Genomic DNA, 13377 nt, shown 5'->3' on the forward strand with positions numbered 1-13377 from the left:
TAATAATTAGGGCCATTTTTTGTCAGTTACATTATTTTTAGGCTTAATAGGGCCGAAATATTCTGCCCTATTAACGAGCGATTAACGCTTCACTTTTGTTGCGCTATCCATCCAAACGGCGAGTAATAAAATTCCACCTTTAACAACGTATTGCCAGAAAGTTGGAACATCCATCATACTCATACCGTTATCCAGTGAAGCCATAATAAAAGCACCAATCACTGCACCGATAACCGTACCAACACCACCCGCCATACTTGCCCCGCCGATAACACAAGCAGCAATGGCATCCAGTTCAGCAATATTACCGGCAGATGGAGAGCCTGCACCTAAACGGCTACTAAGCACGAGCGCTGCAGCCCCGACAAGGAAACCATTCATCGCATACACAGACAGCTTAGTCTTCTCAACATTGATCCCTGAAAGTCGGCTCGCTTCAATGTTGCCACCAATTGCGTAAATACGGCGACCAAACTGAGTTTTGTTCGCTATAAAGGTTCCAACAATCAAGAACACGGCCAATAGAAGTACAGGGGTCGGTACACCTCGGTAGTCGTTAAGAATTAGAATGATACTAAGAACACCGACACCCAATAAACTATGCTTCATAAGGGCAGTTCGCGCCGCTTCCACAGGAAGTTGATACTGGTTTCTTGTGACTCTTCGCTTCTTTTGCCATGCAAAGTACATTGCTAACCCAGCAACACCCATCACCATACTGATCATATTAGGCAGGTAGCTTTGTCCTATCAGGCCCATCTCACTTGATATGGGCGCAACGGTCGTTCCATCGGTAATACCAATCAAGATACCTCTAAACGCCAACATTCCTGCGAGTGTTACAATGAAAGATGGCACCTTTCTATACGCTACCCACCAACCATTCCATAGGCCCAGTAAGAATCCCGCACCAAGTGTGAGTACAATCGTCAGTGGTAACGGTAGACCAAACCACACATCCAATATTGCGGCGGCACCGCCCAATAGGCCCATCATTGAACCAACAGACAGATCAATCTCACCACTAATTATGACAAACACCATTCCTATGGCAAGAATGCCGGTGATCGATGTCTGTCTAAATAAGTTCGATATGTTTCGTGGCGATAAGTATGCCCATTCCGTCATGACGCTAAAAAATAGCATGATCATAATGATGGCGGTCGCCATTACCAATAACTGTAGTTTTGCTCCTTGAAACCAACTCTTCCAATTGAAACCTGAGTCTGTCGATACTGATTTTACTTGTTCCATGACATCATACCTCTTGAGCGAGCTTTTCTGAGAGCGCGCAATCCATGATTTTCTCTTGAGTGAGCCCCTGATTAACCAGGTCACCTTTCAAATTCCCTTCGTGCATAACGAGTACGCGATCGCTGATCCCTAGTACTTCTGGCAGCTCCGATGAAACCATGATGATGCTAATACCTTGTTTTACTAGCTTAAACATCAACTTATAGATCTCATACTTCGCCCCAACATCAATACCGCGAGTCGGTTCATCCAATATAAGCACCTGAGGATTCACCATTAAAAACCGCGCCAAGATAGCTTTTTGCTGATTACCACCAGACAAGTTACGTATCGGAAGCTCAGCGTTAGGGGTTTTAACCGTTAAAGATTGAATAGATTGGCTAATTTCAGCGGCTTCTTTGATGTCGTCCAATATTCCGAACTTGGCAAAACCGTCTAAGCCTGCAAGTGTGATGTTCTCACCCACACCCATAATCGGAATGATGCCATGCCGTTTACGATCTTCCGGTACCATGGCAATGCCCGCTTGCAAGGCATCCCTGCTACTTCCCAAGGCCAGTTGCTTGCCATTTAAGGAAATTTCGCCACTCGACTTTCCTTGATAACAACCATAGATACACTCCATTAATTCCGTACGACCAGCCCCTACTAAGCCAGAAACACCCAGAATTTCTCCTCGGCGCAATACAAAACTAACGTTAGCTACTTTTGAAATATGAGGGTTCATTTTATCGAAGGCGTTAATATTTTTAGCTTCCAATACTACATCACCAATATCGTGATCCTCTCTTGGAAACAATTGCTTCATTTCACGACCAACCATCATGGTAATAATGTCGTCCGTTGTCATGGTCGCCGCCGATTTTGTGCCAATATGTGTACCGTCCCGAATCACACAAATTTGGTCTGAAATGGCTTTCACTTCATTAAGCTTATGGGAGATATAAATACAACTCACCCCCTGTTGCCTAAGGTTCTCGACTAGGTCTAACAGTATCTCGGTTTCTGATTCTGTTAGGGGAGCGGTCGGTTCATCCAAAACCAGAATCTTTGCATCTTTAGAAAGTGCTTTAGCAATTTCGATCAATTGCTGTTGACCCACCCCTAAATCACCAACGCGTGTTTCAGGTGAAATATTCAATTTTACCTTTTCTAATAGCTTGGCTGATTCTGCATGCATTCGGTCAAAATCAAGAATGCCAAACGTTTCTATTTCTGCACCGAGAAACAGGTTCTCTAACACCGACAACTCTTTCACCAGTGTCAACTCTTGGTGGATGATTGCTATACCTAACCCTTCAGTATCCGCTATCCCCTTTGCTTTCACAGTTTGACCTTCAAAGATGATCTCGCCTTCAAAGTCACCATGAGGATAGATCCCACATAACACTTTCATCAACGTCGACTTTCCGGAACCATTCTCTCCACAAAGAGAAAGTACCTCACCACGACCCAACGTAATACTGACACCATCCAGTGCTTTTACTTCACCGAATCGTTTAACAATATTCCGCATTTCTAACAACGACTCCATACCACACTCCTTGATCATAAAACGAGGACTAGGGTAAACCCCAGCCCTTGATTGATGCCTTATTGATAGACCGAGCTTTCAGAGTGGAATTTGTCAGCAATTACTGTCGTCTTAATATTGGTTTTGTTAACAGCGATTGGTTTTAGTAACCAAGCTGGTACGTCTTTAACACCATTATTAAGAACAGCATTGGTTTCTGGCGCTTCGTTACTGCCTAGTTCAACAGCAATTTCCGCCGCTCGTGCTGCTAATTTACTGATAGGTTTGTATACCGTCATCGTTTGAGTGCCATCAACAATACGGCGAATAGCCGCTAAGTCTGCATCTTGGCCCGAGATAGATACTTTACCGGCTAAACCTTGTGCGCCTAACGCTTGAATTGCGCCACCAGCGGTTGCGTCATTCGAAGCGACAACTACATCGATGTTGTTGTTGGTTGCCGTTAGTGCATTTTCCATGATCTTAAGAGCATTTTCCGCTAACCACGAATCAACCCACTGATCACCAACCACTGTGATATCACCAGAATCAATTTTCGATTGCAGCACATTCATTTGGCCTTGACGGAACAACTTAGCGTTGTTATCTGTTGGCGCACCACCCATTAGGAAGTAATTGCCGTTTGGTTTTTGATCTAGCATGGCTTTCGCCTGCATCTCACCTACTTTTTCATTATCAAACGACAAGTAGAAATCGATTTCAGCGTTATTAATTAAACGGTCGTATGCGAGAACTTGAATTCCATCACGCTTTGCTTCTGCAATCACATTAGTAAGCACTTCACCGTTGTAAGGAATAATGACAAGCACATCAACACCACGAGAAATCATGTTCTCGATCTGAGATATTTGAGTTTGCTCATTACCGTTTGCAGATTGCACATATACTTTTGCGCCAAGCTCTTCCGCTTTATCAACAAAAATATCTCTGTCCTTTTGCCAGCGCTCTAGACGAAGGTCATCAATCGCCATACCGATTTTTACAGTGTCCGCAAATGTAGGGATTGCAGCAAAAGCAAGAGCAGCAGTACATAGAAGAGAAATTACCTTTTTCATTATATTATCCTTTTTAGTTTCACTATGACTTTTTTAAAAACCAATTAATTGGCAAGCACAATTAAATTAGCTGTAAAATTTCTTTTCTTCCTTTCGTTTTTCTCACACTCTTTTTACGTTATTTTGTTTTTCTAAAAAGGTGTGACGGAGGTTATAAAAATAACGTGATGTTTACAGTTTTGGTAATGAAATTCCCCCGAATTTCTCATCCTGTAATATCGCAACCATATTTACTGATAACAATAAAATCAATCCAATATGAAACCAATCTCAATTATCGTTATAATCATACGAATTAAGGTGAACCATCCTTCCATTATATGCATGCGCTACTACACTAGCCTTGGCTCTACCTGTTATACGACTCATCATTTTAGAGCTATTTTCATCACTATTTCAATGTTATAAGTACAAATATTGGAAGTTGATCCGCTGTTTAAATCACTGAATAGCTACATCTATAGTCCTGATTAAATTGAACAAAAAATCAATTCACAATATTATCAAGTTAACCATCCATGCATCCACTCTATCACTGTTCTCAAACCACCTTTGAGGGTGGTTTGAGAACAGAAAAAGCCCCACATGAAGTGGGGCGAAATCGTTTATCAGGAGCGATAAACAATGGGGGTAAGTTGTTAAAGTGCTTTCCTTGCTCTCTGCATTTTTTATAACGTTAAAATAGGAGATCCTACTATACCTTCATCACCTCTTATTTCGTTTAATTATATGTTAAACCCCTATCCAATATAATTAAATTGTCATATATATCATTTCTTTTATGGTATTAATTTTTTGTGATACTAATCATTAAATAACGAAATAGGAAACAACCAAACTTGATATGAAGTTTACTATTTATTCAGATTCATCCTGTTTATGAGATATAGGGCACATTTAACAGAAAGGTGAAATTTAGTATCAAAAAACATAATTGCGGCATATCGAAAAAAAGTAAAACATTAAGGCTGAACAGGACCTAATAATTAACTTACTGGACATGGATATGACTGAATATTTCAAACAAATAAATAAAATTCAATTTGAAGGTTCTGAATCTTCAAACCCGCTTGCTTTTCGCCATTACGATGCAGATAAAATGATCCTTGGCAAAAGTATGAAAGAGCACTTACGCTTCGCAGCGTGCTATTGGCACAATTTCCGCTGGGGGGGCGCTGATATTTTCGGTGACGGCACCTTTGATCATCAATGGCTAAAAGCGAACGATCCAATGGAACAATCGTTAATGAAAGCCGACGCGGCATTTGAGTTTTTCTCCAAACTTAACGTTCCTTACTATTGTTTCCATGACACAGACATCGCACCCGAGGGTAATTCACTTAAAGAGTACGTCAATAACTTCCAAACAATGGTAGATGTATTTGAAAGAAAACAGGAAGAAACGGGTTTAAAACTCTTGTGGGGCACCGCAAATGCATTCTCCAATGCTCGCTACATGGCGGGGGCTGGCACAAACCCAGATCCTAAAGTATTTGCCTACGCTGCAACCCAAATCTTTAATGCCATGGGCGCCACACACCGCCTAGGTGGCGAAAACTACGTACTGTGGGGCGGCCGAGAGGGGTACGAAACCTTATTGAATACCGACCTACGCCAGGAACGTAAACAACTAGGTCGTTTAATGCAAATGGTCGTTGAACATAAACACAAAATTGGTTTTAAGGGCTCTATTCTAATTGAACCAAAACCTCAAGAGCCAACAAAACACCAATACGACTACGATACAGCAACAGTCTATGGCTTCTTAAAACAGTTTGGTTTAGAAAACGAAATCAAGGTCAATATCGAAGCGAACCATGCCACTTTAGCCGGGCATAGCTTCCAGCATGAAGTCGCAACAGCCACATCTTTGGGCGTATTTGGTTCTATCGACGCAAACCGTGGTGACCCACAACTGGGTTGGGATACCGATCAGTTTCCAAATAGTGTTGAAGAAAACACGCTCGTCATGTATGAAATTCTAAAAGCAGGCGGCTTTACTACGGGCGGATTCAACTTCGATGCACGAGTTCGCAGACCCTCTACAGACCTTGCGGATCTATTCCATGGTCATATCGGTGGCATGGATACGATGGCACTATCATTAGAACGCGCTGCAAACATGATAGAAAATGATGTTCTGTCGAAGAAAATAGCTCAACGCTACGCAGGTTGGAATGAAGATCTCGGCAAAAAGATCCTGGCAGGCGACATGAACCTAGAGCAAGTCGCTCAATTTGCAGTTAGCAATGATATTCAACCCGTTCAAGCATCAGGTCAACAAGAGCATCTTGAAAACATCGTTAACGGGTTCATTTACAAATAGCAGCATGGCTTGCGAAACGCCAACAAACTCATGACTTAATACTTCGCACACAAAAACTTTTTTTGTCGATTTATTTTTCAACTTATACCGCTACCGCCAAGCGAACCGGTTAACTTCATTACCATCGCTTGGCTTCGCTGGTACGTTGAATGCCAGTATCAAAGACACTACCGCCATACCGCAACCAGCGAAAAACACACTCGCAGGCGAAACTAACCACATCACACCAAACACGACAGGGATGACCACGGCGGCTATATGATTAATGGTGAAAGACACACCCGCAGTAGACGCCATATCAGCGGGGTCAGCAATTTTCTGGAAATACGTTTTAATGGCCAGTGCGAATGCGAAGAACAAATGGTCAATGACGTATAACGCGGCCGCCCATTCCGCGCTTTCTACAACTGCATAGCCTGCAAACACAAAAATCAAACCGATGTATTCAAAAACCAGTGCTTTCTTTTCACCAAACTTACCGATCAGTTGACCTATTTTCTTAGCAAATAACCAGTTAAATCCATAGTTAATGAGAAACAACAGCGAGATATCAGCGGCGCTATAGTGAAATTTTTCAACCATTAAGAAACCGGCAAACACGACAAAGATCTGTCGTCTTGCGCCACTCATGAACGTCAAGGCGTAGTACAGCCAATAGCGCTTTCTTAGCACCAAGGATTTATTTTGCTGTGTGTGGCTAGGAAATAATGGAAATGAGATGGCAATGACGACCATAACCACAAAGGCTGTGCCACCAGTAATAAGGTAAACCCAAATATAGTCTAGCTGCCAGTACGTCAGCATCAGCCACAGGCCACCATAAGTACACAATGAAGCCAGAGCGCCTACCGAGATCATCTTACCTAAGAATTCGGGCGCTTCGTCTTTGGATAACCACTGCAATGACAGTGACTGTTTCAGCGTTTCAAAATAGTGAAACCCGACCGACATCAGCAAGGTGGTACAAAGCAGGCCAGGTAGAGACGGGAAAAAGCCAGTAATTGCCGTTCCTACTGAAAGCATGATCAAGGATACAATCATGAATCTCTGCTCACGAATAAACAGCAAAACAAACACCGCAGTAAATGCTAAAAAGCCCGGAATTTCCCGTACGCTTTGCAGCAATCCGATATCAGCACCGGTAAAATTCGCTTTCTCAATAACAAAATTATTCAGCAGAGCCTGCCAGCTGGCAAAGGCAATCGGCACCACGATCGAAATAATAAGTAAGAAGTTATGAGGCGTTTGCCAACTGTGTTTTGCTTTGGTTTCCATACCATTTCCATCCATGAATATCGTTATTAAGCATATGCCTAATAGTACTGAATTACTACGACCAATCTTGCGGCTCTTTACAGTGTAAATACCGTCGGTCATATGCATTTTTCTCTGTTATTTACAGCGTGAATGAGATACCTTTCCAACTCAATTAATAATACGAATGATTATCAGTAGGGTTACTTTCGTGAAAAAGCTCGTTGCCATCCTATTTATCCTTAGTGTTCTGTCGCTCTTTGTTGGTGTTGCGGACTTATCCATCGAAGATCTGCTGGCTGGCGATCCTGCCGCGTGGGAGCTATTTATTATCAGCCGTATCCCTAGGCTACTTGCTATCTGGTTATCTGGAGCTGGGTTAAGTATCGCGGGGCTTATCATGCAGCAGATCAGTCAAAACAGGTTCGCCGCTCCCTCTACTTCTGGCACAATTCAATGCGCCATGTTTGGCTATGTCTTGAGTTTGGTGTTCTTTGGCCACGGCAGCAATCTTTGGCTAATATTTGGTTGCGCCATCATCGGCACGTTAATCTTCGTGCGTTTTATTCATGCCATTCAATTCAAAGATGCTATCTATGTGCCTTTGGTCGGGATCATTTTTGGTAACGTCGTTGACGCGGCATCCACATTCATTGCCTACCGTTACGATTACATCCAAAACTTGTCCACTTGGACTATCGCCAATTTTTCAACCATGTTGCAAGGCAACTACGAACTGCTGTACATCGCCATTCCCATTACTCTATTTAGCTATGGGTACGCCACTCGGCTCTCTGCCGTTGGAATGGGCAAAGACTTTGCGACCAACATAGGTCTCAATTATCGACAAGTCGTGTTGATTGGCGTGGTCTTGGTATCGGTATTGTCAGCAACAGTTGTGATGATTGTGGGTGAGATGCCGTTTCTAGGCTTAATTGTCCCAAATTTAGTGGCGTTATATTTGGGTGACAACGCCAGAAAAAACATCCCTTACACCGCCATTTGTGGAGCCATTTTAGTGCTGGTCTGCGACGTGCTTGGTCGTGTTGTCATCTTCCCTTATGAAATCCCTGTTTCTCTCAGCATCAGTTTAATTGGTGGCGCTGTATTCATTGCGCTTATCGCTAAGGACAAACGAAATGCGTGATAACCTATTGATTGTCGCCAGTGCCGCGGCCGCTCTGCTGTTTGCCTTTTTGTTTATCGGAGTAGGGCTAGATGCCGATAACTACGAATACTTCTTATCTCGCCGTGTGCCAAAAGTTTTAGCCATCGTAATTGCGGCGGTCGCCATCGCACAGTCTTCTTTGGTGTTCCAAACCGTCACTCATAACCGAATCCTTACCCCGAGCTTATTGGGGTTCGACTACCTATACCTACTCATTCAAGTGTTGTTTGTGTTCATTCTTGGTGGGCTCGGTAGTGTCATGCTCAGCACCTACCTCAATTTCGCCATATCGATTGTGGTGATGGTTGGTTTGTCTTTGGTGATGTTCTCGCTCTACTTCAGACAAGAAAATCCGAATATTCTCACCCTCATGTTACTTGGTGTGGTGGTGGGTCAGTTACTTGCCAATGTCGCTAACTTTATCGTTCTGTTGCTTGACCCGACCGACTTTGCCTTTTTCCAAGGATCTATGTTTGCCAGCTTCAATAATGTAAACAGCGACTTAGTTTACGTAAGTCTTGTACCACTCAGCTTAGTCATGGCGACGCTATTTTTATATTGCCGTAAATTGGATGTGTTTTGGTTAGACAAAGACAACGCCATTAGCCTAGGTGTCGATGTAAAAAAAGTCACCAAGCACATTCTCATCTTAATCTCGATTTTGATTTCAATCTCCACCGCTTTGGTCGGCCCGATCTTATTTTTTGGCCTGTTAGTCGCCAACGTTACTCGTCAATGCATGAACTCTTATCGTCATAAAGATCTGATGATTTTTGGGGCGTTCATCTCCATCGCAATGCTGCTTGGTGGTCAATGGATCATCGAAAATCTGTTCAGTTTTGAAACCACTATTAGCGTCATCATTAACTTTGTTGGTGGGATCTACTTCCTATCTCTACTTATTCGTCAAAAGGTATAAATCGCTATGATTTCAATTCAAAACATCAGCAAAGCATTTGGCAAGCAAATGGTCATAGACCAAGCGAGCGCCAACTTTGTCAAAGGTGAAGTCACTGCGATTATTGGCCCGAATGGTGCGGGAAAAAGTACTCTACTGTCTATGGCAAGCCGATTATTAAGTCGAGACAGTGGGCAAGTCATTATTGATAACAAAGAACTGGCCGCGTGGGACACAAAGGCGCTGGCAAAACGCTTAGCGGTATTAAGGCAGTCCAATAATTTGGCGATGCGTTTTACCATTCGAGAGTTGGTGGCTTTTGGCCGCTTTCCTCATAGCCAAGGGGCACTGACCGATGAAGACCAATCGATCATCAACAAAGCCATTGCCTACTTGGACCTACAAGATATTCAAGATAAATACTTAGATGAGTTGAGTGGCGGTCAACGCCAATTGGCCTTTATCGCTATGGTCGTCGCACAAGACACTGATTATGTCTTCCTAGATGAACCACTCAATAACCTAGACATCAAGCACTCTCTTCAAATCATGAAGAACATTCGAGTGTTGGCCAAAGAACTACATAAGGCAGTGGTGATCGTCATACACGACATCAACTTCGCTTCCTGTTACTCCGACAACATCATTGCGCTTAAAAAAGGCGTGGTGCAAATCAACGGCACCGTCGACGAGGTCATTAAGCCAGACGTGCTATCAAAAATTTACGACACGACATTTCGTATTGAGCAAATTGATGGGCAACGCATCTGCCTCTACTACCAATAAAGCTCATCACTCATATGTTCGTTTAAAAGGAAATATTATGAACAAAACACAACCAAAATTGCTAACGGTCACACAAAAAAAAACCGTTACGCCTCATATGCTACGCCTCACGTTGAGTGGCGATTGGCTACAAGCATTTGCCGGTAATGATTATGCGGGAGCGTACATCAAACTGGAGCTAAACGCTCAAGGCCAAGCACATATCTCAGCAGAAACGGTCAATCAAGACCCGTTACTCCGTACTTACTCCATTCGTAAACTGAACACACAAGCCAATGAAATCGATGTTGATTTTGTTCTACATGGCAATCAGTTAGAAAATGGCATCGCCTCTTATTGGGCACAAAATGTCGAAATCGGCACCAACATATCCGTTCGCGGGCCAGGCACCATCAAAGCCGTTGATACCCATGCAGATTGGTATTGCTTTGCCGCAGACATGACCGCTCTTCCTGCGCTGTCAACGGTGTTAGAACAGCTCAGACAAGACGCCGTTGGCTTTGCTGTTATCCAAATCACCAGCGCTGAAGACAAGCAGCCCCTCGTTAAGCCCGATGGCATAGAGCTGGTTTGGGTAGAAAGCAACGTAACGGGCGCAGAAGACTCCGCACTCATTAATGCAGTTAAGGCACAACCATGGCGTGAAGGCCGCGTATCAGCGTGGGCCGCGTGCGAATTTAGCGCGATGCGCCAAATGAGGCAGTTTCTACGTAACGAGAAAGACGTCGATAAAGATGCATTGTATCTGAGCAGTTACTGGAAAAAAGGCCGCACAGAAGATCAGCATAAAATTGACAAGCGCCAAGATCTCGAAAGCCAACAATAACCTAACCTTCACCTGATTACGGCACCAGCCATGATTTGAATAGCGGACTGTATTATGTTTGATTCACCGAGTTTTTCCGACCACGAATCCGGTTTTACCACCAAATCTGAACAGCCTGAATTTGAGATTCTACTCGTCGAAGATGACTTAGACCTCAATACTCAACTGACTCGTCTATTGCAAGTTCAGCACTACAAAGTCAGTTCCGAAACATGCGGTCTAAAAGCACTTGAACGATTGAAAACAGGCTGGTTTGATTTGATCATATTGGATGTTGACCTACCTGAGGTCGATGGCTTTGGGCTTCTGCAATACATCCGCGAGAAGTCCACCACTCCTGTGATGATGTTAACCGCATCAGGTGCGGAAGAGCACCGTATTCGAGGCCTAAAAAGTGGCGCTGACGATTACGTCACCAAACCATGTAGCTTTACTGAAGTGCAGTTACGTATTGAGGCTATTTTAAGACGCACCGCTCCACAATATAGTCCTTACAATCGCACACTTCAGAGCCTCGATTCCGAATTATCCCTCGACCGTTCGAGTCATCAAGTTCAAGTGCTCAAAGACCCATCGAGTGCATTGTGCCAAGGTACGGAGGCCATTCAACTCACCCCCGTTCAGTTCAAACTACTCTGGACTCTAGTCCAAAATAAAGGGCAAGCTCTATCCAAAGCTTACCTATACCAAGCGGTTCTGGAACGAGATTACAGTCAATACGATCGAAGCTTAGACATGCACCTAAGCCGTATTCGTAAAAAGCTCGTCAGTCACGGGATGGATGCGGAACGTATTCAAACGCTTTATGGCAAAGGCTATTTATTCAAATGAAGAAGGTCCTATTTTGGCGGCTCTTTGTGGTACTAGCTTTGGGCATGGTGTTTTTCTTCTCCATGCTTCACAGCGCCGCTATCCACACCAAAGAAACCATGAGTTTTTTAGACCAATCTCATCGCCAGGAGATTGAAGATTGGGGCAACACAGCGCAAATGCTGCTCGAAGCGGATCAAGCCAATGGCACAACCAAGCTGGATGCGTGGCTAACCGATTTAGGGCAAACCGAAAATACATGGACAACCGTCGTTCGGTCACAAATTAATGTATTAGGAGGCGCGGCACTGAATCAACGTTTTCTCGATGGGTACCGAATTGGCCGAAACGTCGATTGGAAAATTCACCTCGATTTCCCCACTAACCCCATAATGGAAGTGACACTCAGCCCGAGTAATCAGCACTTTTTGATTCTATTGCCCGATCGCATGCGCCCGGGAACTTACGTTTCTCATGCCTTTTGGGTATTTCGTTTCATCATTCCATTTGCCAGTTTATTTGCACTGACGATCTACCTTTATCGCTACGTCATGAAGCCCATTAAAAGGCTCCATAGCGCAACACAAGCCTTTAGCCAAGGCAACTACGATGTACGTATTGGCGACACAGTGCGCTTGGGTAAAGACGAGTTTAGCCAAGTAGCAAGAACGTTCGATCAAATGGCAGAACGTACTTCCGATCTTATTTCCCACCAGCGTCATTTAATTGCAGATATGTCTCACGAGATAAGAACACCGCTTACTCGAATAGAAATGGCATTAAATTGTGCCGAACAGAATATTGACTCACCACAAATGCTCAAGCGCGTCGGACAAGAAACCAAAGCCATGCGTCAGTTAGCAGAAGACACCCTAACACTCGCATGGCTCGACAACGAAAAGCCCAACCTAAGACAAGAGTCTTTTGATTTAAGTGAGTTAATCGAAGTGATCTTAGAGGACGCCCAGTTTGAATACCCAGAAGTCACGATTGAAAATCAATTACCAGAGCAGCTTCCGCTAGCGCATTCAAATCAACGTTCGCTGGCACAGGCTATCGAGAACATCGTTCGCAATGGCTTGCGCTATACCCCTTCGGGGCACCTATTTCGGGTACATCATCACCAAGGTGAACATGACGTTTCCATTCATATTATCGACTCTGGCCCCGGGGTGCCTGACATGCTATTAGGCAAAATTTTTACGCCATTTTTTAAAGTAAAACAGAAAGATCACACACGAAGTGGCTTTGGCGTAGGGCTCGCATTAGCAGAGCGACATATCGAAGCCGTACAAGGAAGTGTGAAAGCGTTCAATCATTGCGATGGCGGGCTTGAAATCGTCATTACGCTGCCACTTGGCGATTAACCAAACACTTGGCAATTAATCAAACAAGAAAAAGCACTTAAGTTTACTTACGGAATTATCGGGCTAAGTCCCCAATAAGCATGAAGTTGCGATAAATAC

Annotated in this window: 11 protein-coding genes; 7 read left to right on the top strand and 4 right to left on the bottom strand. The window is 43.7% G+C overall.

What is annotated here, in order from left to right:
- Positions 1 to 81: 81 nt before the first annotated feature.
- The 3 genes from QWZ04_RS16760 to xylF are packed head-to-tail and all read right to left on the bottom strand — an operon-like array spanning position 82 to position 3843.
- Positions 82 to 1254 (bottom strand): sugar ABC transporter permease, encoded by a 1173-nt coding sequence (locus QWZ04_RS16760; protein WP_290329400.1) that lies wholly within the window; start codon positions 1252 to 1254, stop codon positions 82 to 84.
- Positions 1255 to 1258: 4 nt separating this feature from the next.
- The gene (locus QWZ04_RS16765) at positions 1259 to 2788 is read right to left on the bottom strand and encodes a xylose ABC transporter ATP-binding protein (RefSeq protein WP_290329401.1); all 1530 of its coding nucleotides are present in this window, start codon (positions 2786 to 2788) and stop codon (positions 1259 to 1261) included.
- Positions 2789 to 2847: 59 nt separating this feature from the next.
- On the bottom strand, positions 2848 to 3843 hold the full coding sequence (gene xylF, locus QWZ04_RS16770) for a D-xylose ABC transporter substrate-binding protein (protein WP_290329402.1): 996 nt from the start codon (positions 3841 to 3843) through the stop codon (positions 2848 to 2850).
- A gap of 1006 nt (positions 3844 to 4849) precedes the next feature.
- Between xylF and xylA the strand changes: the two genes are divergently transcribed.
- Entirely contained in the window at positions 4850 to 6169 is a 1320-nt protein-coding gene (gene xylA / locus QWZ04_RS16775) for a xylose isomerase (protein ID WP_290329403.1), read from the top strand.
- A gap of 90 nt (positions 6170 to 6259) precedes the next feature.
- Here xylA and QWZ04_RS16780 read toward each other — a convergent pair whose 3' ends face one another.
- Positions 6260 to 7444 (bottom strand): MFS transporter, encoded by a 1185-nt coding sequence (locus QWZ04_RS16780; RefSeq protein ID WP_290329495.1) that lies wholly within the window; start codon positions 7442 to 7444, stop codon positions 6260 to 6262.
- A 190-nt stretch (positions 7445 to 7634) separates the two neighbouring features.
- On the opposite strand from QWZ04_RS16780, the gene QWZ04_RS16785 reads away from it, so the two are divergent.
- From QWZ04_RS16785 to QWZ04_RS16810, 6 genes are read left to right on the top strand one after another with little or no spacing between them, the layout of a single operon-like run.
- Entirely contained in the window at positions 7635 to 8570 is a 936-nt protein-coding gene (locus tag QWZ04_RS16785) for an ABC transporter permease (protein ID WP_290329404.1), read from the top strand.
- Positions 8563 to 9510, top strand: a complete 948-nt coding sequence (locus QWZ04_RS16790; RefSeq protein WP_290329405.1) for an iron chelate uptake ABC transporter family permease subunit — start codon at positions 8563 to 8565, stop codon at positions 9508 to 9510. The genes QWZ04_RS16785 and QWZ04_RS16790 overlap by 8 nt, the downstream gene beginning before the upstream one ends.
- Before the next feature lie 6 nt (positions 9511 to 9516).
- Positions 9517 to 10275: an iron ABC transporter ATP-binding protein gene (locus QWZ04_RS16795; RefSeq protein ID WP_290329406.1), complete on the top strand. Its 759-nt coding sequence runs from the start codon at positions 9517 to 9519 to the stop codon at positions 10273 to 10275.
- Positions 10276 to 10312: 37 nt separating this feature from the next.
- On the top strand, positions 10313 to 11101 hold the full coding sequence (locus tag QWZ04_RS16800; protein ID WP_290329407.1) for a siderophore-interacting protein: 789 nt from the start codon (positions 10313 to 10315) through the stop codon (positions 11099 to 11101).
- 54 nt (positions 11102 to 11155) lie between these two features.
- Positions 11156 to 11932 (top strand): response regulator transcription factor, encoded by a 777-nt coding sequence (locus QWZ04_RS16805; RefSeq protein WP_290329408.1) that lies wholly within the window; start codon positions 11156 to 11158, stop codon positions 11930 to 11932.
- Positions 11929 to 13278, top strand: a complete 1350-nt coding sequence (locus QWZ04_RS16810) for a HAMP domain-containing sensor histidine kinase (RefSeq protein WP_290329409.1) — start codon at positions 11929 to 11931, stop codon at positions 13276 to 13278. Before QWZ04_RS16805 ends, QWZ04_RS16810 begins: the two co-directional genes overlap by 4 nt.
- The last annotated feature ends 99 nt before the right edge of the window (positions 13279 to 13377 follow it).

This window comes from Vibrio tapetis subsp. quintayensis (assembly GCF_030409945.1).
Taxonomy (GTDB): Bacteria; Pseudomonadota; Gammaproteobacteria; order Enterobacterales; family Vibrionaceae; genus Vibrio; species Vibrio quintayensis.